The sequence below is a fragment of the Candidatus Andeanibacterium sp. genome, from assembly GCF_057143545.1.
This window is the reverse complement of sequence record NZ_DBNHSF010000027.1, coordinates 1-23212: the sequence shown is the minus strand read 5'-3', so window position 1 is coordinate 23212 and position 23212 is coordinate 1. Positions and strand designations below refer to the sequence as shown.

Sequence of the window (23212 nt, the reverse complement as noted above, 5' to 3'; positions counted from 1 at the left end):
CGATGCCGGATCAGCCCCTGCCAGCAAGCCGCCGATGGTCCCCGCGATGGTTGCGGCGTGCGCTGGTAGGAGCGCGGCGGTCGAACATTTTCGGTTTGCTCGAATGGACCGCCGGCGTGGTGCTGGTGATCATGCTCGGTTTTAGCTGGCTGAAGCTGTCGGCATCGCCGCAACCGGGAGAGCTCGTTCCGTCGGGCCTGGCCGCCGCGCTGCTGGTGGGGACCTTGTTGCCCGCAATGGCGTTGCTGGTGCTGATAGGAAGGAGGCTGGCGCTGAAGCGTGCGGGTGAGACCACCGCGCGCCTGCATGTCCGGCTGGTATTCTTCTTTTCACTCGTTGCCGCGATCCCGACCCTGCTGGTGGCCATCTTCGCCTCGGTACTGTTCCAGTCGGGCGTAGAATTCTGGTTTTCCGACAATTCGCGCAGCATGCTCGAGAATGCGAATGAACTGGCGCGCGGCTATTACGACCAGAACCAGCGCGATGTCGAAAGCGAAACCATCACCATGGCCAGCGACATGCGTTTCGTCCTGCAGGAACATCCCACTACCAGCCCGGATTTCGAGGAGAACTACCTCTATCAGGTGGTGGGTCGCGAACTGAGCGAATCGGCGATCCTTCAGAAGGGCGCGGGCGGGAGCCTCAGTACCGCCGCCATTGTCGGTCCGGACGAGAGCTCCGCGCGCGATCGGGTCCCGAACGAATTCATCGAACGGCTCGAGGCCGGCGAACAGATCATCGTCTGGATCAGGGGCGACCGGATCGAAGCCGTCACACCGATCGATCGCGATGCCGGGATTTTTCTTTACACTGCCCGCGGCGAGGACACCAACCGGCTTGGCCTGTGGCAACAGGCCGAACAGGTCCTCGGCGATTACGACCTGCTGACGCAGAACGCACGGGCGCTGCAATTGCAGCTCAATTTCGCGCTGTTTTTCGTCTCCCTGGCACTGGTCGGCCTCGCGATCTGGTTCGCCCTGCGCTTTGCCGATCGCCAGGTCAGACCGCTGACCGAGCTGGTTTCGGCCGCGCGCGAAGTGGGGCAGGGCAATTATGCCTTGCGGGTCGAGGGCCGGACCGGCGCCGACGAGATCGGCCTGCTCAACCGCGCCTTCAACCGCATGACCGCCCAGATCGAACAGCAGACGGCCGCGCTGCTTGGCGCGAACGACCAGTTGACCGAGCGTCGCGCATTTATCGAAGCGGTGCTCGAATCGATCACCGCCGGGATTATCTCGGTCGACGACAAGGGCGAGGTCCAGCTGATGAACAGCTCGGCCCAAAAGCTCTTGCTCGACCGCGTCGGTCCGACGCCCGTCGGACTCAAACTGTCCGAAATCTCGCCCGATATAGCGGCAATGATCGAGGCAAAGCTGTCGAGCGGCCTGGTCCAGTATAACAAGGGTGGCGAGTTGCTGACCCTCGCCGTCAAACTGGCCCCGGCAACGGAAGGCCATGTGATCACGTTCGAGGACATCACCCGCCAATTGCTCGACCAGCGCCAGGCGGCCTGGTCGGATGTTGCGCGCCGCATCGCTCATGAGATCAAGAACCCCCTGACCCCGATCCAGCTTGCGACCGAGCGCCTCAGCCGGCGTTACCGCAAACAGATCGAGAGCGATTCCGAACTGTTCGAAGAGCTGACTTCGACGATTATTCGCCAGGTCGGCGACCTCAGGAAAATGGTCGACGAATTCAGTTCGTTCGCCAGGCTCCCCAAGCCGATCTTTCGCAAGGAAGACGCGGTCGACCTTGTTCGGCAGGCGCTCTTCCTGCAGGAAGTCGCACGCTCCGAGATCGACTATTCGTTCGCGGCCGAGGACGATATCGGCCTGATCGCGTGCGACCGGCACCAATTCGGCCAGGCAATGACGAATGTGCTCAAGAATGCCGCCGAGGCTGTCGACGCGCGATCGAAGGGCGCCGAACCCGATTACCGGGGCCGGATTTCGGTAACGGTCAGCGCCGATGACGATGCCCTGGCGGTCTCGATCACGGATAACGGTATCGGCTTGCCGGTGGATCGCGAACGGATCGTCGAACCCTATGTCACGACGCGCGAAAAGGGCACCGGACTCGGCCTCGCCATCGTCAACAAGATCGTCGAGGAGCACGGCGGCGAAATGACATTCTCGCCGGTCGATGGCGGCGGGACGAGGGTGGTGCTGCGCTTTGCCCGCGATCCACTGCAGGCCCGCAGCGGCAGCGAGGCCGCGGAATGAACGGACTATTCGAATTGGAGGTTTATTGATGGCTCTCGACATCCTTGTCGTGGATGACGAACGGGATATTCGTGAACTCGTTGCCGGGGTGTTGAGCGACGAAGGATATGAATGCCGCACTTCTGCCGACAGCACCTCCGCCCTGGCGGCGATCGACGAGAAGCGCCCCAGCCTGGTCCTGCTCGACGTCTGGCTCCACGGCAGCGATATGGACGGACTCGAAGTGCTCGACGCGATCAAGCTGCGCGAGCCGGAACTGCCGGTCATCATCTTCTCCGGGCACGGCAATATCGACACAGCGGTTTCCGCGGTGAGCCGCGGGGCGATGGATTTCATCGAGAAACCGTTCGAAGCCGAGCGGCTGCTTCACCTCGTCAGCCGGGCAACCGAAACCGAGCGCCTCAGGCGCGAGAATGCGCGCTTGCGCGAAGGGTTGGTGAGCAATGACGAATTTACCGGCAACAGTTCCGCGATCAACCAGGTGCGCGCAACGCTCAAGCGGGTAGCCAACACCGGCAGCCGGGTGATGATCAACGGGCCGGCGGGCGCCGGGAAGGAAGTGGCGGCGCGGCTGCTGCACAGCTGGAGCCAGCGGGCCGACAAGGCCTTCGTTATCGTCAATTCGGCACGCATAACTCCCGAGCGCTTCGAACAGGAATTGTTCGGCGAAGAGGCGAACGGGCAATTGGTGCGAGCCGGCCTGCTCGAACTGGCGGATGGCGGCACGCTCTATCTCGACGAAATCGCGGACATGCCCGAAAGCACCCAGGCCCGGATCTTGCGGGTCCTGACCGAGCAAAGCTTCGTGAGAGTTGGCGGCAATCGCCAGATCGGCGTCGATGTACGCGTGGTCTCATCGACCTCGCGCGACCTGGAACGGGAAATCGCCGAAAAGCGCTTCCGCGAAGACCTGTTTTACCGGCTCAATGTCGTCCCGGTGAAAATTCCGTCCCTGTCGGAACGGCGGGAGGATATCCCCGCGCTCGCCGAGCATTTCTTCACCCGCTACTCGGCGGAGCAAGGGATCAGGCCACCGAATATCACGCCCGAGGCCATGGCCGCCTTGCAGGCCTATGACTGGCCGGGAAATGTAAGGCAATTGCGCAACGTGATCGAGCGCACCGTTATCCTGACGCCACGCGAAGACCTTGGCCAGATCGATCCGGACATGCTTCCCCCCGAACTTTCGGGCGGAAATATCGGGGGCGATTCCGGAATTACCGCGCTCATGGGAGTTCCGCTGCGCGAAGCCCGCGAATGCTTCGAACGCGAATATCTGCGGATCCAGATTCGGCGCTTTTCGGGCAATATCTCGAAGACAGCAGGGTTCATCGGCATGGAACGATCTGCCCTGCATCGCAAGCTCAAGCTGCTCGGGATGGGCGATCGCAAGGGCGACGGCGAAAGCTGAAATGCGACATTCTTCTTCGCAGGTGCACAAAAACATTGCCGTGACGGAGAAACTGGACATATTGTTGAGCTTCTAACCGGTTGTACTCCCGATTCACGCCAAGTGCAGGGGAGGGCAACCAGATTGCGGGTGCACCATGCGTCCGCCAACAACAGGAGTCAGGAACATGACCGGAAAGACATTGTCGGCACGCCCGAAGCCTGCAGCGGAACCCGAAGTGGTCGCCGCCGGTACCAAGGGTCAAAGCCTGCAGGATGCATTCCTCAACCACCTGCGCAAGAACAAGACCTCGGTGACGATGTTTCTCGTCAAGGGGGTTAAGCTGCAGGGCATCGTGACCTGGTTCGACAATTTTTCGATCCTGTTGCGGCGGGACGGGCAATCGCAGCTGGTTTACAAGCATGCAATCTCGACCATCATGCCCAGCACGCCTGTCGATACCGGGCTGTTCGCCAGCAGCGAAGGCAGCAGGAAGCAGCGCCTGTTGCAGGATGTCTTCCTCGGCAGCGTGCGCGAAGCGGGCGTCAGCGTGACGATGTTCCTGGTCAACGGAGTGATGCTGCAGGGCCGGATCGCGGCTTATGACCTGTTTTGCATGCTGCTTGAGCGCGAAGGCTTCGTCCAGCTCGCCTACAAGCATGCCGTTTCGACGATCCAGCCGGCCGGACCGGTCGACCTGTCGGGCGACTGGGACGGGGAAGGCGAGGACGACTGAATTTCCTGGATGAAGCCGAAGGCGAGGTTACCCGCGGTGCACGCGCGGTAATCGTTTGCCCGGACATTCGCGGCCAGAGAACCGGAGAGGACGCACAGGCCAGGCTTGAGGAAGCCAAGGGACTGGCCAATGCGATCGGGATCGTGGTTGCGGACGGCTTTGTCGTGCCCATTCGCGACGTTCGCCCGGGAACCCTGTTCGGCGCCGGCCAGATCGATAAGATCGAGACAGCCTGCAATCGCGAAGATGCCGAACTCGTCATCGTCGACGGGGCATTATCGGCGATCCAGCAGCGCAATCTCGAGGAAAAGCTCAAGCGCAAGGTGATCGACCGGACCGGACTGATCCTCGAAATATTCGGCGAGCGGGCGGCCACCGCAGAAGGCCGGCTGCAGGTCGAACTGGCACATCTCGATTACCAGCAAAGCCGCCTGGTCAGGAGTTGGACCCACCTTGAACGGCAGCGCGGCGGTTTCGGATTCCTCGGCGGCCCGGGCGAAACCCAGATCGAGGCCGACCGCCGGATGATCCGCGCGCGCATGGGCCGGCTGCGCAAGGAGCTCGACCAGGTGCGCAAGACGAGGTCGCTCCATCGCGAACGCAGGGGCAGGGCGCCCTGGCCGGTGATCGCGCTGGTTGGCTATACCAATGCCGGGAAGTCGACGCTGTTCAATCGCCTGACCGGGGCGGATGTGATGGCGGAAGACCTGTTGTTTGCGACTCTCGATCCCACCATGCGTGCGATCGAGCTTCCCGGAGTGGAGAAGGCGATCCTGTCGGACACGGTGGGATTTATCTCCGACCTGCCAACGCAACTAATTGCCGCATTCAGGGCGACGCTCGAAGAAGTGACGGCCGCCGATGTCATCGTCCATGTCCGCGACATGGCCAACCCCTCGTCGGCCAACCAGAAGGCGCAGGTGCTGGAGATATTGAAGGATCTCGGGATCCTTGATGGCGAGGGCGGGGAAAGCCGGATTCCGATGATCGAAGCGTGGAACAAGTGGGACTTGCTCGCTCCGGAGCGCAAGGAGGAACTTGCCGACCTGGCCTCCAACGAAGCCCTGGTCGTGCCGATCTCGGCGGCAACCGGCCTTGGACTGGATGAATTGCTGCGAATGCTGGGCGACCTGCTGACCGGAAATGCGCGGGTTTACGAATTCGTCGTGCCGGCCAGCGACGGACAGCGGATCGCCTGGCTGCATGCGCATGGCGAAGTGCTCGACGAAAGCGAGAAGGCAACCGGCGACGGAGCTCCCGGCCTGCTGATCAAGGTCAAGCTCACCCCCAAGGAATTCGGGCGCTATTCGAGCCTGTGAACGCTTGACCCGGAAGTGTCGCTTTACGATGTTCGGCGAATGATCGAAGGGATCGTGACCGGCTACGAGGCGCATTTCGATTTCCCGCCATGGGAAGGGCCGCCGAGGCTCCCATTTCTGCTCGCTTCGGTCCCCCGCAGCGGCAGCACCTATTTCAGTCATCTCCTGTGGTCGACCGGTTGCCTGGGTGCGCCGCTCGAATACTGCAATTTCGAACCTGCCAGCCCCTATGGCGAAGCGCATGATTTTCCCGCGCGGCAATCTGAAATCTGGCACTCGGTGCTTGCCACGCGCACGTCTCCCAACGGTGTATTCGGGCTCAAGGCGTTCCCGATGCAGATGGAAGCGCTGGGTCAGGGCAATCCTCGGCTTGTCGGCGAAGTGATGCGGTTGCTGCTGGGAAAGGGGAGTCCCTCCAAGGTTGTCCAATTGAAGCGCAGGGATCGCAATGCCCATGCGATTTCCTATGCCCGCGCGATCCTGTCGGGCATCTGGCGCCAGGAGCAGGAGCGGGACGATCGGCCGGAGCCCGAATATTCGGAGGTAGCGCTGCGGAATGCGACGAAATTGATCGAGCAGCAGGAAGCCGCCTGGCAGGCTATGCATGCCGATCTAAAGCTTGATCCGCTGGTCTTGTGGTTCGAAGACGTGCTCGAAGATCCGTCCGGCGCGGTCGGCCGGGTAGCAAGCTATCTAGGTGTGGAAATCGATCCAGCGGCCGCAATCGAGGTGCCCGAGATTCGAAAGCAGTCGCAACTTGGCGCGCGCAAATGGGCCGCAGCGCGGCCCCCGACTTAGCGCTCCTGCGCCTTGACCTGCTGCCAGAGCTCTTCCTGCTGTTCGAGGCTCAGATCGGCGAAATTGCCTTCCGCCAGCGCCTCCATCTGCCTGAAGCGCCTTTCGAACTTATTGTTGGCCTCGCGCAGGGCGCTTTCAGGAGCGATGCCATGCGCGCGTACGAGGTTTACCGCGGCAAACAGCAGGTCGCCCGCTTCTTCGAGCTTCTTATCGGGTTGTGCGAGAGTCAGCTCCTCGATTTCTTCGACCAGCTTCGCTTTGGGGCCATCGAGGTCGGGCCAGTCGAAACCCAGCCTCCGCGCCCGCTTCTGGAGCTTTTCGGCTCTCAGTAACGCGGGAAGGGCCTTGGCCACACCATCCATGGCGCTGGCGGCTCCGCCCTCCCTCCTTTCCTCCGCCTTGAGCTCTTCCCATCCGGGTGAATTTTCGCCAGCGAATACATGAGGATGGCGGGATTCCATCTTGTCCGCAATCACCTGCGCGACATCGTGGAAATCGAAAAAGCCGGCTTCCTCGGCCATTCTTGCATGAAACACGACCTGGAAGAGCAGGTCTCCCAGCTCATGCTTGAGCTCGGCCATCTCTTTCCGCTCGATAGCGTCGGCGACCTCGTAGGCTTCCTCGATCGTGTAGGGTGCTATCGTTTCGAAGCTTTGCGCGACGTCCCATTCGCAGCCTCGCTCAGGGTCGCGCAGGCGCGCCATGATCCGGAGCAGGCGGGCGAGGGATTCAGGCATGGTTCGATTTGGTTTGCATATAGAATGATAATATATATTATGTTAAATTCAAAATGGCTTGGGCTTGCCGTTCTAGGTAACCAGCGAGATGAAGCCGGTCACTCCAGCGAAAATCGCGGCCCAGATCAACGCCATGAGAATTCCCTTCTTCCAGCTCAATCGATACGCAGCCAAGGCGCTGCCGGCCAGGACCAGCCAACCGAGCAAGGCTACAATCGAAATCCAATCGCCACTCATCAGGCAAAGACCTCAAGGCCGTCGAAACCGACCAGCACATTATCCGGCACCTCGGACTGCAAGGATGCGTAGTCCATGCTCTTGTCGAGATGCGTCAGAATTATCCTCCCTGCGTCGCATTGAGCACCAAGTTCGAGCGCCAGATCGAGATTGGCATGCGTCGGGTGCGGCTCTCGCCGCAGGCAATCGCTAACCAGGATATCGACACCTTTGAAAAGCTCGATCATGGCCTTCGTAACAGAGCTGAAGTCAGTCGCATAAGCAATTGATTTACCGTCTGCATCAAAGCGGAACCCGGTCGTCTCGCTCGGCCCGTGCGGCATCTGGACCCAGCCGAAGCCAAAGCCCGCATGCATGGATTTGCCGTTGAGAACTTCCAGGTCGACAATGGTCGGATAACCAAACTGTCCCGAAAAGACGTAATCGAAGCGCTTGCGTAGCCTTTGTGCAGCCTCAACCGAGGCAAATCCCGGCAATGGCGCCGAACGGCCATAGCGCAACACCCGCAAATCGTCGATCCCGTGGCAATGATCGGCGTGGTCATGTGTCCAGAACACGCCATCGATCCGATCGATCCGGTTATCCAGCAGCTGTTGCCTCAAATCGGTCGACGTATCGACCAGAAGCCGCGATCCGGCATCGTTTTCAACCATGATCGAGACACGGGTCCGGCGGTTTTTCGGCTCGTTCGGGTCGCAAGCTCCCCAATCCCAACCCACTCGGGGTACACCGGTCGATGTGCCCGAACCCAGGATCAGGACTTTCACGCGGCGGCCTTGCTAAAGAGTCCGAAGAAATTCCTGGTGGTGTTCTCTGCAAATGCTGCGAAGCTTTCTCCGCGCAATTCGGCCACAAACCGCGCCGTATCGGCTGTAAACGCAGGCTCACAAGTCTGCCCGCGATGCGGAACCGGCGCCAGGAACGGGCTGTCGGTTTCGACCAGTATGCGTTCCGCCGGCAATTCTGCCGCAATTTCCTGCAGTTCCTTCGCGTTCTTGAAAGTCACGATGCCCGAAAGCGAGATCGAAAGGCCCAATTGCAGGACCTGTTTCGCGAAATCGGCAGAAGCTGTGAAGCAATGGATCAAGGCCGGGAAGGCGCCCTTCCCCGTCTCCTCTTCGAGAATGGCCAGCGTATCCTGTTCCGCATCGCGGGTATGGATGATGAGCGGCAGGCCGGTTTCGCGCGCGACCCCAATATGCATACGGAACAGCGCCTTTTGCGTCTCGCGATCGGAATGGTCGTAATAATAGTCGAGCCCAGTCTCGCCGATCCCGATGACCCTGGGATGTTCGCTCGCCTCGAGCAGCGCGGCCGCGCCGAGGTCGGCATGCGCATCGGCCTCATGCGGATGGATCCCGACACTTGCCCAGACATCCGCTTCGCGCTCGGCAGTGCCGACGACCCGATCCCATTCGTTTCGCCTGGTGGAAATATTGAGAAATCCGCCAATTCCGGCTTCCCTGGCACGGGATAGCACCCCCTGCTGGTCTTCCACCAGGCCCTTGTATTCAAGATGACAATGGCTATCGACCAGCATCAGGCGGCGGCCTCGGGCGGCTCAAGCCGGGGAAACAACGGAACCGGCGGAGCGATCGTGCGGTGTTGCTCGACGAGCGGCGAATACCAGTGCTCCCCGATGCCCTTGTAAGTCCGGTTACCGGGCGGAACCCCGATCATGTCGAGCACCTTTTCCGCGCTGGACGGGATCACCGGGGAAATTGCCACCGCCAGTTGCGCGATGCAGATGACCAGCGTCGCCAGAACCGTGTTCATGCGTTCGGGATCGGTCTTGCGCAGGGCCCATGGCGCCTGCTCGTCGATATAGGCATTGCAGGCGAACACGGCCTGCAGCCAATGGTCGACCGCCTGATGCAGCGCGAGCGATTCGAACGCGGCGGGAATCTCGTGGCTGACCGCCCTTCCGATTGTCTCGAACAGGGCGGTATCTGCCGCGTTGTGGCCGTAAATGCCCGGAATGTGCCCGCCTTCGACGTTCTTGGCGATGAAACCCAGCACACGCTGGACAAGGTTGCCGAAAGCGTTGCCCAGCTCGCCGTTCGCCCGCGTGACCAGGCCTTCCACCGACCAGCTGCCGTCCTGCCCGAAGCTGACCTCGCGCAGCAGGTAATAGCGCAGCACATCGACACCGTAGGTTTCGGCCAACGCCACAGGATCGGTCACATTGCCGAGCGATTTCGATTCCTTTTCGCCCTTGTTGAGCAGGAAACCGTGACCAAACACCTGCTTCGGCACGGCAATTCCTGCGCTCATCAGGAAGGCCGGCCAATAGACCGCATGAAACCGAACGATATCCTTGCCGATCAGGTGCAGGTCGGCCGGCCAATAGCGCTCCATGTCGGGCGTCTCTTCGGGATATCCCAGGCCGGTAAGGTAATTGGTCAGCGCATCGACCCAGACATACATCACATGGTCCGCATGACCCGGAACCTTGACGCCCCAGTCGAAACTGGTCCGCGAGACCGACAGGTCGCGCAAACCGCCTTCGACAAAGCGCATCACTTCATTGCGGCGGCTTTCGGGCTGGATGAATTCCGGATGCTCGCGATAAAGCTTGAGCAGCGGCTCCTGGTATTGCGAGAGCTTGAAGAACCAGCTCTCCTCTACTGTCCATTCGACGGGCGTTCCCTGTGGTGAGAGCCTTTCCCCCGCACCCCCGTCACCTGGTTCGTCGACCAGCTCGCTTTCGTCGTAATAGGCTTCATCGCGAACCGAATACCATCCTTCGTAGCGATCGAGATAGAGATCGCCATTCGCCTCCATGGCTCGCCAGATCGCCTGGCTGGCCAGGTGATGCTCGGGCTCGACGGTGCGGATGAAGCGATCGTAGGACACGTTCAGCCTGTCGCACATGGAGTGGAACAGGGCGGACATTTCATCCGCCAGTTCGCGCGGCTCCTTCCCCAGGTCCCGCGCCTTCTGCGCCATCTTGAGGCCGTGCTCGTCGGTGCCGGTCTGGAACCGGACGTCGCGCCCGGCAAGACGATGATAGCGCGCGATCACATCGGCCGCGATCGCCTCATAGGCATGGCCGATATGCGGCGGGCCATTCGGATAGGAAATGGCGGTGGTGATGTAATAGGGATCGGCCATGCCGGTCCGTGGCCTTTCTAGGGCTGGAATCGAGTTCAGGCCATTTCCCTAGGGGCAGCCGCCGAGGCGAGCAAGGTGCCGATTTCCATGACCAGCAATCCCGCGTCGAAATTATATGTCGGCGCCTGCGCGGAAAGCCGGTTGAGTTCGCTGTGGGCGTGGATGATTCCGGGAAGCCGGCGTTTTGCCGCCACTCGCATTTCCCGACCTACGACCGAGCGGGCCAACTCGATCGCGGCCAATTGCCGCTCACGCGTCGGTCGCTGTCCGATCGCGTCCGCCAGCGCCCCGCGCAAGGCGAAGCCGGCGTCTCCCTTGCCGAGGATTTCGAGCATCAGCCGATGAAGCGGAGCGAGATCCTGCTCGACGAATTCCAGCGCCACGCCGGGTGAGCCTTCGGCTGCCCGGACAGCCAGGCTTCGGATGTCCGGACTTGCCTTCGGAGCCGTCGTTTCAAGGTATTGGCCGACCTCCTCATCGGTGGCCCTGGAAAAGCCCAGCAGGCGACAGCGCGACCGGATTGTCGGCAGCAATCGGCCGGGCCTGTGGGTCACGAGCAGGAAGAAGGTCCCGGCCGGTGGCTCCTCCAGGCTTTTCAGGAGCGCGTTTGCGGCGTTCTTTTCAAGGTCGTCGGCAGCAGGAATGACAATTGCGCGGCGGGGGCCCAGGGTCGGCCGGGTTGTGAGCCGCTGCTGCATTTCGCGGATCTGGCCGACTGTGATGTTTCGCTTCAACTCGAAGGGTTTCCCTTCGTTGCGTTTTCTTTCCTCCTTTTCGTCCTTCGGAAGATGCGTGAGAAGCAGGATGTCCGGATGGTCCTTCGGTTGGTGAGTTCCCTCCACCGCCACCAGTTCGCGAGCCGCCGAAAGAGCGAATGCAACCTTGCCCAGGCCGCGCCTCCCGGCCAGCAGCCAACCATGGTGCAATCGCGGCCCCGACAATGCGGCGCGCCACTCGCGAAATGCCCGGTCGTGTCCCGAATGGAAGGGGCCGGTCATGCTCGAGATTCCAGCAGCGGCTCGACCGCCGCCATGATCCGGGCATGGATTGCATCGGGCCCGGCATTGCCATCGATGGTCACAAACCGGGCAGGTTCGGACTTGGCGAGTTGGCGGAAGGCGCTTGCAACCTTCGCGTGATAATCCTGACCGCGGCTTCCGATGGCGTCGCTGCCTCCCCCGTCCCTCGCATTGACACGCGAATCGGCAACATCCGGAGGAATATCGAGCAGCAGGGTGAGGTCAGGCAACAGCCCCTGACTGCCGACTTCGTGGAGCGAAAGTATTTCCGCATCGGACAATCCGCCTCCCCCGCCCTGATAAGCCCGGGTTGAGTCGATGAACCGGTCGCAGATGACCCATTTCCCTTCGTTCAACGCGGGATCGATGAGTTTCGCAACGTGATCCGCCCGTGCCGCCGCAAACAACAGCGCTTCGGTCCGGGCATTCCAGCCACCCGCATGCGCAACTTCACCTGGGGGTTGGAGCAACAATTGCCGGATTGCTTCGCCGCCCGGCGTTCCTCCGGGTTCCCGGGTCAGGAGCGTTGGTATGCCGCGAACATTCAAGGCGGCTTCGAGAAGCCTGGCCTGGGTCGATTTTCCCGCCCCTTCCCCGCCCTCGAGCGTAATGAACCTGCCCCGCTTCATCCGAAAATGCCAAGCACGCCGTTGACAACCCTCTGCAGCGGATTGGCGACCTCCACATCGGTCTCCGGCTTGAGCGGAATTCGATATGGCTCCATCCCTTCGACCGCAATTTCGAGCTCTGCGATCGTATCCGAGCTTGTGAACGGCGCGACGATCGGTCCTCGATATCGTACCTTCAAATCGATTCTTGGATCGACCCCTTTTGGAAAAGTCACCGACACTCCGCCGGGCGCGACCAATCCGATGTGCCGATAATTGCCGTTCTGGACTTTTGCGGAGGTCACGATCTCGTCTGCCTGGAACAGCCTCCGGACTTCGAAATTCCCGAATCCCCATTCGAGATAGTCGCGCGCAAGGCGCGCGCGCAATCGATCGCCCTCGACCCCCGCCAAAACCATGGCGAGCCGCCTGCCGCCACGTTCGGCACTGCCGAGAAAAGTGTACCCGGCTTCACGCGTATAGCCGGTCTTGATCCCGTCCGCCCCGGGAACAACCCCGGTGATCGGATCGTGATTGGGCTGGGTTATGCCGTTGTAGGTGAAACCCGGCTTGCCGAAATAGCGCCGGTAAAGCTGCGGATGGCGTTCGATCATGGCGTCCGCGAGCTTCACCAGGTCTTCGGCGGTGACGAAAGTATTGCCCTCATCCGGCCATCCATTCGGCGTGCCGAAATGGCTGTCATTCATGCCGAGCTTGCGCGCCGTCGCGTTCATCATCGCCACCCAGTTTTCGACCGATCCCGCCCCGGCAATGGCGAGCGCGATAGAACCATCATTAGCTGAAACAGAGGCAATTCCGCGCAGCAGCAATGCAACCCTGACATGGTCGCCTGCTTCCAGGAACATGGTCGAACCCTTACCCGACCATTCCTTTGCGGTTTCCTCGGTCACCACGACATTCTGATTCTCGTCGAGCTTGCCTTGATCGATCAATTCGAATGCAAGGTAGGCTGTCATTACCTTGGTCACCGATGCGGGAACGAAGCGCCTTGCGGCCTCGCGCGAGTGCAGCGGCTGGCCGCTCTCCAGATCGACGAGCAGCGCGACCGGGGCCTCGCTTGCGGCAGGTGGGCCCGGACTTGCGGCCAACACCGTCCGCGAAGCAAGGAATGCTCCAAGGTACAGCGCCAAGGCTATTGCAGATTTGTGCTTCAAGCGCGAATTCGCCCCATGCTTGCCAGAATTGCCGACATGGAGGACACTGCCCCTGTACCGCCGGGAATTCCAGCGATTACTGAACGATTTCGTCAGCCAGCAAGCCGACGCTTATGGCGTAATAGTTCGAGCAATTATATTCCAGGATCACGCGGTAATTGCCGGTCAGGAGCCAGGCTGGGGTCCCCGGTCCGTCCGGTTGGAACACGCTTGCCATGACATCCTCGCCAATGATTCCTTGCGGAATCACACCGAGGTCCCGCCATTCGCTGACAGACTTCCACACACTGTGGCGCTCGTGCACCCGCGGGCAGACCGGCGAGACGATCTTGCTCGCATAGGCCCCGGTGTCGAAACCGGCGGGAAGCCGGGCCTCGACCCCCCATGGCTGGCCGCTGCGCCAGCCCGCATCCTTGAAATAGTGCGCAATCGAATAGAGCGTATCCGCGCGGCTGTTCCAGATGTCGGCCTTGCCATCGCCATCGCCATCGATCGCGAGTCTGAGATAGACGCTCGGCAGGAATTGCGGATTGCCGAAAGCTCCGGCCCAGCTCCCGGTCAACTGCGATCGGGCAAAACCGAGATCGGCGATCTTGAGCAAATCCACGAATTCGGTTTCGAACAGGTCGCGCCTGCGCCCTTCCCAGGCAAGCGTCGCCAGGGAACGCGCGAGATCGAAATCGCCCATGAACCCGCCGTAATTGGTCTCGTGTCCCCAGATCGCGATCAGCACCTGGCCGGGCACTCCGTAATCATATTCGATCTGCCGGGTGATCGGCCTGGTATTCTCGTACATGCGCTGACCGCCGGAAATCCGGTTCCGATCCACATGGTCGCGAAGATAGGGCGCAAGGAGCGGAAACCCGATGTCCGGTGCCGGCGTGCCGGGCTGCCCGCGATCGAGGCTGATCACCCGTTCGTTCGGGGTCAGCCCCGCGGTCATACGGCTTATGGTGGCCTCGCTGACGCCCTCTGCCCGCGCGCGCGCCGCAAGGACCGCGACATATTCGTCGAAACTGTAGGCAATTGGACCTGCCGCAGGATCCTGTGCGGCGGCCCCGGACATCGGCACGCTCAACGCGGCCAATGCGGCGAAACCGTAAAATCGGGTCTTCAAACGCATGGCGCCAGTGTGTCGAATTCCAGGCCTCGCGCAAGCCTGTTGCGGCGGGCCGATGGCAGAAATCCGCAGTTTTCGATTAGGTCATGCTCCCGGAGGCGGGCCTTCGAATGGCGGGAAACCGCAGCGCTCGATTCCCTGGCAATTGGTCACGGTATGAATATTGGTGATCTTGCCGTTCCTGACCCTGAACATGTGACTGTCCGGCAAGCCGTCTTCGCCACCGAATTCCAGGAACACCGACACGGCCCCGAGCGTCTCGTCGACCACATAGCGCCGCTCGACCAGGTCGATCCCTTCGGGAATGCCGACATCGCAGCTGTCGGTGTCCTCGCCCTTGCCCGTGTAAAGCCCGCCTTCCAGCCTGCGGCACGGCGTGCCCCACGGAACTTCGACCGAATTGTCCTTGAACTTGTCGAGATAGGCATCGGCCGCGGCAATGATTGTTTCGCGGGAATCGCGCTCGGCCTCGGGAATGACCGACCAGTCTTCCGCCGCGGCATATTCCAGCGTCTTGGCGGCATCGAACAGCCAGTCGCCCGGCCGGTTGGTGATATTGTCGATCTTGCCCACGCTGCCGTTAAAGCCGAAATGGGTCAACTGGGTAGCCAGCACCAGCGGGTCATCCGGATCGTTGACCACGATTTCCACGAACGCCATGCACTGGGTCGTATCGAGCAGCTGGAACGACCGGTCGATTTCGCGCGGCTTCGTAAAGAACCCCGTCAGCGTGGCCAGCTTGAAATTCTCCCAGTAATCGACCCACTCGCCCATCGCCATCGGGAAGGGACTGCCCTCGCGAACCGCCTGGACCCAATTGTCCGCTGTCACGGCAAGGTCTTCCCTCGAACAGGCGCCCTGGGCGGCAGCCGGAGTGGCGGTGGCGGCGAGTGCAATGCCGCCGATCGTGCAAGCAAGCAGGCGCTTCATGTTCATTCCTCTCACAAGTCCGGTTGCATGTCCGGGTTATCTCTCAACATTTCCTCGAATGGCGGAAAACCGCAATTAACGTCCTCGAGGCAATTGGTTACCGTGTGGATATAGCGGATCTTGCCGTCTTCGATCCGGAACAGGTGACTGTCGGGCCGTTTGTTCTGGCCGAATTCAAGAAACACGTCGACCGCGCCGATCGTCTCGTCGACCACATATTGACGGTTCACCAGGTCGACATTGTCGGGAACGCCGACATTGCAGCTGTCGTCCGGCCGGTTGCGCCCGGTATAGATCCCGCCTTCAAGCCGCGCACAGGGAGTGCCCCATGGAACTTCGACGCTCTTGTCCTTGAACAGGTCGAGATAGGCGTTGGCGGCGGCGATCAGTTCTTCGCGGGTGTTGCGTCGCTCTTCCGGGATCACCGACCAGTCTTCCTGGCTGGCATAGCGATAGGTCGCATCGGCGTCGAACAGCCAGTCATCCTTGTCGGTGGTGATGTTCTTGATCGTGCCGACGCCGCCGCCCCAGCCCGAATTGATCTGGGTCGCCATGACATAGGGGTGTTCGGGATCGGTCATGACCGTTTCGATGAAGACCATGCATTGAGTCGTATCGAGCAGTTGCAGGTTCCAGTCGACCTTGCGCGGCTTGGTGAACAGCGCGGACATCGATCCAAGCTTGAAATTCTCCTGGTAATCGACCCATTCGCCCATCTGCATTTCGAACGGGCTGCCCGCCTCGAGCGCCCTGACCCAGTCGCCCGCCATGTCCGCCAGTTGCTCGCGCGTGCAGGCGCCCTGGGCCGCGGCCGGACTGGCGGCGGCAAGTGCAACCGCGGCGATGGCGCTCGATAAAAGAAACCGTTGATGTCGCTTCACGATAATCTGCCTCTCCCAATGGTTTGATCGACGCCTGTGGCGTTCGGGATCGATGCTATCGGCATATGCCCCGCCTGTCACGAGGTGACAGAACGGATTTCCCGCGCTAGCGGGTCGGCAACGGACAGGTGGCAGAGCGGTTGAATGCAGCGGTCTTGAAAACCGCCGTGGGTGCAAGCCCACCGTGGGTTCGAATCCCACCCTGTCCGCCATCGTTGCACGCCGCAGGCGTGAAGCGATGGTGGATCGCGGTGCGGTGGACGAACCCATGGTTCGGAAGCGAAGCTGGCCGAAGGCCAATCCCACCCTGTCCGCCAAAGTTCCGAAATTGGTAGACTTCCATCCTCACCGGTAAGGTTAATATGAATTCAATTGAATTCGACTAGCTGGACCCGATGGAAACGGGGCGACTGACCGGGCTGGATGCGCTGCGCGGCATGGCTGCCCTTGTCGTGCTCGTCTATCATGCCACGCGCCATTTCCTAGGTGACAGCTATCCGCTCGCGGGCGGTCTGGCGGTCGATTTCTTCTTCATGCTGTCGGGCTATGTCATGGCCCGGACCTACGAGGCGCGAATGGGCCAGGCGCTGTCTGCCGTCCAATTCCTCAAGATGCGCTGGAAGCGCTTGTGGGGCACGGTCGCGATCGGCACGGTGATCGGGTTCGTCTTCGTGGTTTCGTTCAGGCCGGCGACAGAACAGCCGCTGATCTTGCTGGCACTGGGCCTGATGTTCCTGCCTTCGCTCGATCGGCTTTCACTTTACCCGCTCAATGGTCCGGCCTGGTCGATCTTTTTCGAACTGTTCGCAAATTTCGCACACGCCTTGTCACTGCGACGATGCTCGAATGCCGGGCTGCTGGCCATCGCGGTCATTGCGCTGGCGACGACCGTCTGGCTTTCGCGTGACCATGGCGAATTTCCCGGGGGAGTAAGGGGCTGGTCCTTCGTTGTCTGCTTTTTTAGGGTCCTTGCCCCCTATGCGATCGGGATCGTCCTGTTCCGCATGGTCCGTGACAGGCGCCTTCTCCGCTTTTCTCCGCTCGCGCTCTATTTCCTGCTTCCGGCCGTGCTGGTGATCGGAAGCGGTCTCAACCAGCTCCTGTTCGGCGCGCTGTTCGTCGCGGTGCTATGCCCGCTGATCATGCTGGCCGGGATTTCGACCGAAGCGCGGTTTGGCGCATTCTTCGGCGCGATCTCGTTCCCGCTCTATGCGATCCATGATCCGGTCCTGATTCTGGTCAAGGAGCTGGGCGGCGGAATGGAGGCAGGACTCGCCGTTTCGATCGCCGCAGCGATCGGCGTAGCGTTCACCAGACCCGCGATCGCGACCACCAGGAGAATGGCCTGGTCGCGCTGACCGGCCAGGATGCGCACCACCCGGCCCGGGCATTCGCTCTCGCCAGTCCGTATTCATGATTGTCCGGGCCTCGAATGCCCCTATGAATGTAATTCAACAGCTTGCTCGCATTCCCGGTCGGAGAACGGCACTTGGCATCACAAACTCCCGGCGCATCAGCGCGTCTCGTATTGAGCGAAAGCAGGCGGCTCCGCTTCATCAGCATGACCGTTTTCTATCTCGCGCAGGGCCTGCCGATCGGGCTGTTCCTGACCGCTGTTGCCGCCTGGCTGGCCGACAATGGTCGGTCGGCGGATGAAGTCGCCTGGGTGGTGGGCATGACCTACATGCCGTGGAGCTTCAAATTCATCGCGGCCGCGATCATGGATCGCTACACCTTTCTCCCGATGGGGCGTCGGCGGGCGTGGCTGATCCTGTCGCAAGCGTTGATGCTGGTTGGATTTGCCGTGGTTGCGGCAATCAGCCCGACCCCGGAAGACGCTGTACTTATCGCCGTTCTTGGCCTTGTCGTATTCACCGGCAGTGCCGTCCAGGATGTGGCGGTCGATGGCCTGGCGGTCGATATCCTGCCCGAAGACGAGCAGGGTCCCGCCAGTTCCTACATGTTTGGTGGCCAGGCACTGGGTATCGCAGGCGGTGCGGCAATCGGCGGCATTCTGCTGCAGGAATACGGTGCGACTGTCGCCTTCCTGGCGTTCATGCCGCTCAATATGCTCTTCCTGTTGCTCGCGATCGTTCTGCGCGAACGGCCGGGCGAACGCATGTTGCCATGGTCGAAGGGCGAGGCTTCGCCTGAAGCGCTCGAGAAGCACGGTATTAACTGGGTCCAGATCTTCAAGGTCACATTCCGGTCGCTGATCAAGCGCGACAGCATCCTGCTGGTGGTAGCCAGTGGGCTGGGTCGCGCGGTGGCCGGCGCCTTCACCGCATTCTGGCCGGTTTTCGCCACCACCCAGGCGGGCTATTCGACCAGCGCCTATTCAGGCATGTTCGCGACAATCGGCCTGGTCACCTCGATCGCCTGCATGTGGATCGGCGCGGCCCTGATCCGCCAGCTCGGACCACGGCTGTCCTGCATCGTCACTTTTGCCGGATACGGGATCATCGGGGTCGTCTACCTGCTTTCGCCCGGGATCGCGATGATCGGCTATGTGTTCGTGATCCTGACTATCTACTGGAACGCGACCGATACGCTGACCACGATCAGCGGCAATCCCCTCAGGATGCGCCTGTCGGACAAGCGCGTCGGCGCCACCCAGTTCACGATCTACAATTCGCTCGGCAACCTGCCGGTTCCGGTCGGCGCTTCGATCTTCGCCTGGGCCTATGGCGATGGCGGGGTGGCGATGCTGATGCCGATCCTGATCGTGATGACCGTGTTCTCCGGCGGCATCTTCGCGTTGATGCGGATCGGCGGGAAGGCCCTGCCGGGGGACCTGGAGCATTTCGGCGAGCCGCAGCCCAGGCTGGACTAGGACCGCGTTCACCTCAGATATGCAGCGACCTGCCGTAGGCGCCGAGCAAGATTGCGCCCATGGTTGGCCAATCTTGGCGTTAAATTTGGCCTAAATGTTTGCCCTGACTCCAGCGCGTTTCATTTGTCCGATAATAATGCACTGCGCTTCCCATTGTAGTTGGCCCAAATCGACGTCGCCGTCAGCCACGACAACGCCTTTGACCTCAAAGACATCTCCGCAGCTGTCGGTAAAGCTCAATCTGTAAGTGCCTGGGCGCAGTTTGTGGACGTCGAAGCGCCGATCTTGCCCGATGTGCAGGCCTGCGCTTTCGCCATTTTCGGAAACTATTTCGGCTCGGACCACATAAGGATAACGCGGTGCAACACCGGAGATGTTGTGGCCGTCGGCAATCTGACCACCTGGCGTCGTTTGACACGCAGCTGCCAGCAACGACAGTGATGCACCGGCGCATGCGAACAAGATGCGAGCGTTCGGGTGTGCGCCATCCGCAGTCTTGATCCTTCCTTCTGGATCAACTTCCGCCCTAACGCAGAGTTTTTCCCCGCTGTCGAGCATGCGTTCAGTTTCGTCCGTCGTCAGTAGAGACAAGTCGTGGACGTTAGTGTCGCATGTCGTGCAATGGCGACTGCAACCTTGATTCGTCATTTCCTCCCAGGATTCGCTACAGGGGGCGGGAAACTCTACCTTCAAGTCGCTCTTCATTGCACACCTCCCAACTTCCAGTGCCTAAATATGCAGCGCCCGGCCATAGGCGCCGAGCACGCTCTCGTGCATCGCTTCGCTGATCGTCGGATGCGGGAAGATCGAGTTCATGAGTTCGGCTTCGGTGGTTTCGAGCGTCTTGCCGACGACATAGCCCTGGATCATCTCGGTCACTTCCGCGCCGACCATATGCGCGCCGAGTAGCTCTCCGGTCTTGGCGTCGAACACCGTTTTCACGAAGCCCTCGGCCTCGCCCAGCGCGATCGCCTTGCCATTACCGATGAAGGGGAAGTTCCCGACCTTGACCGCGTAACCGGCCTCCCTGGCCTTGGCCTCGGTCATCCCGACCGAGGCGATCTGCGGATGGCAATAGGTGCATCCGGGAATGTTGTTGCGGTCGAGCGGGTGCGGGTGGACCTCCTTGTTGCCCAATTCCTTCGCGATGCTTTCCGCCACGATCACGCCTTCGTGGCTCGCTTTGTGCGCCAGCCACGGGCCGGGCACGCAATCGCCGATCGCCCACAAGCCCTTGGTCTTGGTGCGGCCATAGGGATCGATCTTGATGAAGCCGCGATCCAATTCGACCAGCTTCTCGAGGCCGATATTTTCGGTGTTGGGGACGATCCCGATGGCGACGATGCAGTGGCTGAATTCGCCCGAGGTGACCTTGCCGTCCTTGCCCTTGATCTTCGCCGAGACGCCCTTGGCACCGAGTTTGAGTTCCTCAACCCCAGCCCCGGTCATGATCGTCATGCCCTGCTTGGTAAGCGATTTTTCGAGGAAGGTGGAGACGTCTGCATCCTCGACCGGGACGATCCGGTCGAGCATTTCGACCACCGTCACTTCGGTGCCCATATCGTTGTAGAAGCTCGCGAATTCGATCCCGATCGCACCCGAGCCAATCACCAACAGCTTTGACGGCATTTCCGGCGGGGTCATGGCATGGCGATAGGTCCATACGCGCTTGCCGTCGGCCGGCGCGAAGGGCAGGTCGCGCGCCCGCGCGCCGGTCGCGACGATGATGTGCTTGGCGGTGAGCTTTTCTTCGCCCTTCTCGCCTTTGACCGTGAGGCTGGTCGGGCCGGTCAGCGTACCCTCGCCCATATGGACGGCAATCTTGTTCTTCTTCATCAGGTGCGTGACGCCCTGGTTGAGCTGCTTGGCCACCCCGCGCGAGCGCTTGACCACGGCTTCGAGATCGGCCTCGATCCCCTTGGCGGTCAGGCCGTAATTCCCGGCATGCTGCATGTAGTGATAGATCTCGGCCGAACGCAGGAGCGCCTTGGTCGGGATGCAGCCCCAGTTGAGACAGATTCCGCCGAGCAGTTCGCGTTCGACAATCGCCGTCTTGAGCCCCAGCTGCGCGCAGCGGATCGCGGCGACATAGCCGCCGGGTCCCGAACCGAGCACGATCACGTCATAGGCTTCAGCCACTTCAACTACTCCCGCGTATTGACCGGTCGCGGCCGGCCCTGCTCATCGATAGCCACAAAGGTGAATTTGGCTTCGGTCACCTTGATTTCTACTTCGCCATGCCGTGGGCGGCTCCATGCCTCGACCGCGATGGTCATGCTGCTGCGGCCGACCCGTTCGATCTCACAATACACCGAAACCTCGTCACCGATTTTGACCGGCTCATGGAATTGCATCCCGTCGATCGCAACCGTGACCGCCCTGCCCTTGGCCCTGCGCGATGCGGCGAGACCCGCGCCATTGTCCATCAAGCTGACCAGCCAGCCCCCGAAGATGTCGCCATAGGGGTTGGCATCGCGCGGCATGGCAGCAACGCGGATAGCTGGCTCTCGTGGTTCTTCGTCCGACAAGCTCACCCCGCCACGAAATCGATATAACGCCCGGGCACCCACCCATGCAGGCAAGGCCCGTCATAGGCCTGCGGCTGCGCTACTGGCGTCCCCAACCGACAATCGCCCAGGTCCTGGTAATTGCCGCTGGCGAACACGATGCCCTGCCAGTCGCCATCGGATTCGCACATCCATACCAGCACACCGGGATAGAGCCGCGCCTTCTCGCGCGAGCCGTTGCCCGGGATACTGCGGACCGACAGATAGGGCCTGCCGGTCTCGTACAGGTTGAACACCTTGCCGATGCTCGAACAGGCATCGAGTTCGGGCCCATCGAGACCGATCCTCGGAACGCGGTCGCTCGATTGGGCTTGCAGCGGAGCGACCAGTGCGAGCGAAACAAAGCCGACCGCCAAGGCAATGACGGAACTGCAGCGAAACATGTCAGGTGACCAGCGAGAGCGGATGTTCGACCAGGTGCTGGAACGCCTGCATCAGCTGGGCTCCGTCGGCCCCGTCGATCGCGCGGTGGTCGAAACTGCCGGTGGCGCTCATCACCGTTGCGACCGAGAGCGCGCCGTCGACCACGAAAGGCCGCTTCTCGCCCGCTCCGATTGCCATGATCATTGCCTGCGGCGGATTGATCACCGCATCGAACTGCTTGATCCCGAACATGCCCATATTGCTGAGCGAAGCCGTGCCGCCCTGGTATTCGTGCGGTGCGAGTTTCCCGTCGCGCGCGCGCGCCGCGAGATCCTTCATCTCGTTCGAAATCTGCGACAGCGTCTTGGACCCGGCATCGACCACGATCGGCGTGATCAGCCCGCCGGGGATCGACACCGCAACCGAGATGTCGGCGCGCTGGAACTTCAGGAGCGTGTCGCCGGCGAACTGGACATTGCATACCGGCACGCGCTGGAGCGCCTTGGCCAGGGCCTTGATCAGCATGTCGTTGACCGAGAGCTTGATGCCTTCCGGTTCGAGCGCGTCGTTAAGCTCGCTGCGCAGCTTCAAAAGTGCGTCGAGCCGGACATCGACGGTGAGATAGATATGCGGGATCTGCTGCTTGGACTCGGCAAGCCGGCGCGCGATCGTCTTGCGCATGCCGGAAAGCTTCTCGACCTCGTGCGGAATTTCGCCGGGAGTTCCTGCGTAGGCAGGAGCCTCCATCGGTCGTGCTCCACCGCCAGAGGTCCCCGCCTGCGCGGGGACTCCCTCCACATCGGCCTTGACGATCCGGCCATTGGGGCCGCTTCCTTTCACGCCCGCCAGGTCGATTCCCTTCTGCTCGGCAATTCGCTTGGCGAGCGGCGAGGCAATGATGCGTTCGCCGGATGGAGCAGGTGCAGGCGCCGCAGACTTTGTTACCGCGGGAGCCGGTGCCGGTTCCTTGGCTGCCGGAGCTTCTTCCCTTGCGGCAGGAGCGAGCGCAGGCGCTTCGGCGCCACCGCCTGCGGGTTTCACATCGCCCGGATCCTCGCCCTCTTCGGCCAGCGTCGCGATGACCGTGCCGACCGCGACATTCTCGGTCCCCTCGGCCACCGCAATATGCGCGATCACGCCCTCGTCGACCGCTTCGAATTCCA

Annotated in this window: 23 protein-coding genes and 1 tRNA gene; 8 read left to right on the top strand and 16 right to left on the bottom strand. The window is 61.4% G+C overall.

The window, feature by feature from the left end; all coding sequences use genetic code 11:
- Positions 1-2 precede the first annotated feature (2 nt).
- The 5 genes from AC16XC_RS01725 to AC16XC_RS01705 all read left to right on the top strand — a co-directional run bounded on the left by AC16XC_RS01725 (position 3) and on the right by AC16XC_RS01705 (position 6465).
- The gene (locus AC16XC_RS01725) at positions 3-2222 is read left to right on the top strand and encodes a sensor histidine kinase (RefSeq protein ID WP_484032904.1); all 2220 of its coding nucleotides are present in this window, start codon (positions 3-5) and stop codon (positions 2220-2222) included.
- 28 nt (positions 2223-2250) lie between these two features.
- Positions 2251-3633, top strand: coding sequence for a nitrogen assimilation response regulator NtrX (ntrX, locus tag AC16XC_RS01720; protein ID WP_484032903.1), 1383 nt, complete (start codon positions 2251-2253; stop codon positions 3631-3633).
- Positions 3634-3799: 166 nt separating this feature from the next.
- Positions 3800-4348 (top strand): RNA chaperone Hfq, encoded by a 549-nt coding sequence (gene hfq, locus AC16XC_RS01715; RefSeq protein WP_484032902.1) that lies wholly within the window; start codon positions 3800-3802, stop codon positions 4346-4348.
- Positions 4345-5667, top strand: coding sequence for a GTPase HflX (gene hflX / locus AC16XC_RS01710; RefSeq protein ID WP_484032930.1), 1323 nt, complete (start codon positions 4345-4347; stop codon positions 5665-5667). Before hfq ends, hflX begins: the two co-directional genes overlap by 4 nt.
- Positions 5668-5706: 39 nt before the next feature.
- Positions 5707-6465 (top strand): Stf0 family sulfotransferase, encoded by a 759-nt coding sequence (locus AC16XC_RS01705; protein ID WP_484032901.1) that lies wholly within the window; start codon positions 5707-5709, stop codon positions 6463-6465.
- Here the strand turns inward: AC16XC_RS01705 and mazG are convergent.
- The 11 genes from mazG to AC16XC_RS01650 all read right to left on the bottom strand — a co-directional run bounded on the left by mazG (position 6462) and on the right by AC16XC_RS01650 (position 16286).
- On the bottom strand, positions 6462-7202 hold the full coding sequence (mazG, locus tag AC16XC_RS01700; RefSeq protein ID WP_484032900.1) for a nucleoside triphosphate pyrophosphohydrolase: 741 nt from the start codon (positions 7200-7202) through the stop codon (positions 6462-6464). The genes AC16XC_RS01705 and mazG overlap by 4 nt on opposite strands.
- Positions 7203-7274: 72 nt before the next feature.
- Entirely contained in the window at positions 7275-7439 is a 165-nt protein-coding gene (locus tag AC16XC_RS01695; RefSeq protein WP_484032899.1) for a hypothetical protein, read from the bottom strand.
- Positions 7439-8206, bottom strand: coding sequence for an MBL fold metallo-hydrolase (locus AC16XC_RS01690; RefSeq protein ID WP_484032898.1), 768 nt, complete (start codon positions 8204-8206; stop codon positions 7439-7441). Before AC16XC_RS01690 ends, AC16XC_RS01695 begins: the two co-directional genes overlap by 1 nt.
- The gene (locus AC16XC_RS01685) at positions 8203-8979 is read right to left on the bottom strand and encodes a TatD family hydrolase (protein ID WP_484032897.1); all 777 of its coding nucleotides are present in this window, start codon (positions 8977-8979) and stop codon (positions 8203-8205) included. The genes AC16XC_RS01690 and AC16XC_RS01685 overlap by 4 nt, the downstream gene beginning before the upstream one ends.
- Positions 8979-10553, bottom strand: coding sequence for a methionine--tRNA ligase (metG, locus tag AC16XC_RS01680; protein WP_484032896.1), 1575 nt, complete (start codon positions 10551-10553; stop codon positions 8979-8981). The genes AC16XC_RS01685 and metG overlap by 1 nt, the downstream gene beginning before the upstream one ends.
- A gap of 35 nt (positions 10554-10588) precedes the next feature.
- Positions 10589-11551 (bottom strand): DNA polymerase III subunit delta', encoded by a 963-nt coding sequence (locus AC16XC_RS01675; RefSeq protein WP_484032895.1) that lies wholly within the window; start codon positions 11549-11551, stop codon positions 10589-10591.
- Positions 11548-12201 (bottom strand): dTMP kinase, encoded by a 654-nt coding sequence (gene tmk / locus AC16XC_RS01670; protein ID WP_484032894.1) that lies wholly within the window; start codon positions 12199-12201, stop codon positions 11548-11550. Before tmk ends, AC16XC_RS01675 begins: the two co-directional genes overlap by 4 nt.
- Positions 12198-13292, bottom strand: coding sequence for a D-alanyl-D-alanine carboxypeptidase family protein (locus AC16XC_RS01665; protein WP_484032893.1), 1095 nt, complete (start codon positions 13290-13292; stop codon positions 12198-12200). The genes tmk and AC16XC_RS01665 overlap by 4 nt, the downstream gene beginning before the upstream one ends.
- A 139-nt stretch (positions 13293-13431) precedes the next feature.
- Positions 13432-14478 carry a lytic murein transglycosylase gene (locus AC16XC_RS01660; RefSeq protein ID WP_484032892.1) on the bottom strand — a complete coding sequence of 349 codons (1047 nt, stop codon included), beginning with the start codon at positions 14476-14478 and terminating at the stop codon, positions 13432-13434.
- Positions 14479-14559: 81 nt separating this feature from the next.
- The gene (locus AC16XC_RS01655) at positions 14560-15405 is read right to left on the bottom strand and encodes a DUF8021 domain-containing protein (RefSeq protein WP_484032891.1); all 846 of its coding nucleotides are present in this window, start codon (positions 15403-15405) and stop codon (positions 14560-14562) included.
- Positions 15406-15416: 11 nt separating this feature from the next.
- The gene (locus AC16XC_RS01650) at positions 15417-16286 is read right to left on the bottom strand and encodes a DUF8021 domain-containing protein (protein ID WP_484032890.1); all 870 of its coding nucleotides are present in this window, start codon (positions 16284-16286) and stop codon (positions 15417-15419) included.
- Positions 16287-16408: 122 nt separating this feature from the next.
- Between AC16XC_RS01650 and AC16XC_RS01645 the strand changes: the two genes are divergently transcribed.
- The 3 genes from AC16XC_RS01645 (at position 16409) to AC16XC_RS01635 (ending at position 19119) form a co-directional block, all read left to right on the top strand.
- A tRNA-Ser gene (locus AC16XC_RS01645) sits at positions 16409-16498 on the top strand.
- Between the two features lie 183 nt (positions 16499-16681).
- A complete protein-coding gene (locus AC16XC_RS01640) occupies positions 16682-17644 on the top strand; it encodes an acyltransferase family protein (protein WP_484032889.1) in 963 nt (320 codons plus the stop codon).
- A gap of 170 nt (positions 17645-17814) precedes the next feature.
- On the top strand, positions 17815-19119 hold the full coding sequence (locus tag AC16XC_RS01635) for an MFS transporter (RefSeq protein ID WP_484032888.1): 1305 nt from the start codon (positions 17815-17817) through the stop codon (positions 19117-19119).
- A gap of 90 nt (positions 19120-19209) precedes the next feature.
- On the opposite strand, the gene AC16XC_RS01630 is transcribed toward AC16XC_RS01635, so the two are convergent.
- From AC16XC_RS01630 to AC16XC_RS01610, 5 genes are all read right to left on the bottom strand, one after another.
- The gene (locus AC16XC_RS01630; protein WP_484032887.1) at positions 19210-19824 is read right to left on the bottom strand and encodes a hypothetical protein; all 615 of its coding nucleotides are present in this window, start codon (positions 19822-19824) and stop codon (positions 19210-19212) included.
- Between the two features lie 24 nt (positions 19825-19848).
- Complete coding sequence (lpdA, locus tag AC16XC_RS01625) at positions 19849-21258, bottom strand: dihydrolipoyl dehydrogenase (RefSeq protein WP_484032886.1); 1410 nt, start codon at positions 21256-21258, stop codon at positions 19849-19851.
- 5 nt (positions 21259-21263) lie between these two features.
- Positions 21264-21602: an acyl-CoA thioesterase gene (locus AC16XC_RS01620; RefSeq protein WP_484032929.1), complete on the bottom strand. Its 339-nt coding sequence runs from the start codon at positions 21600-21602 to the stop codon at positions 21264-21266.
- A gap of 47 nt (positions 21603-21649) precedes the next feature.
- Positions 21650-22042 carry a hypothetical protein gene (locus AC16XC_RS01615; RefSeq protein WP_484032885.1) on the bottom strand — a complete coding sequence of 131 codons (393 nt, stop codon included), beginning with the start codon at positions 22040-22042 and terminating at the stop codon, positions 21650-21652.
- A 28-nt stretch (positions 22043-22070) separates the two neighbouring features.
- On the bottom strand, positions 22071-23212 hold a 1142-nt coding region (locus AC16XC_RS01610), incomplete at its 5' end, for a 2-oxo acid dehydrogenase subunit E2 (protein WP_484032884.1).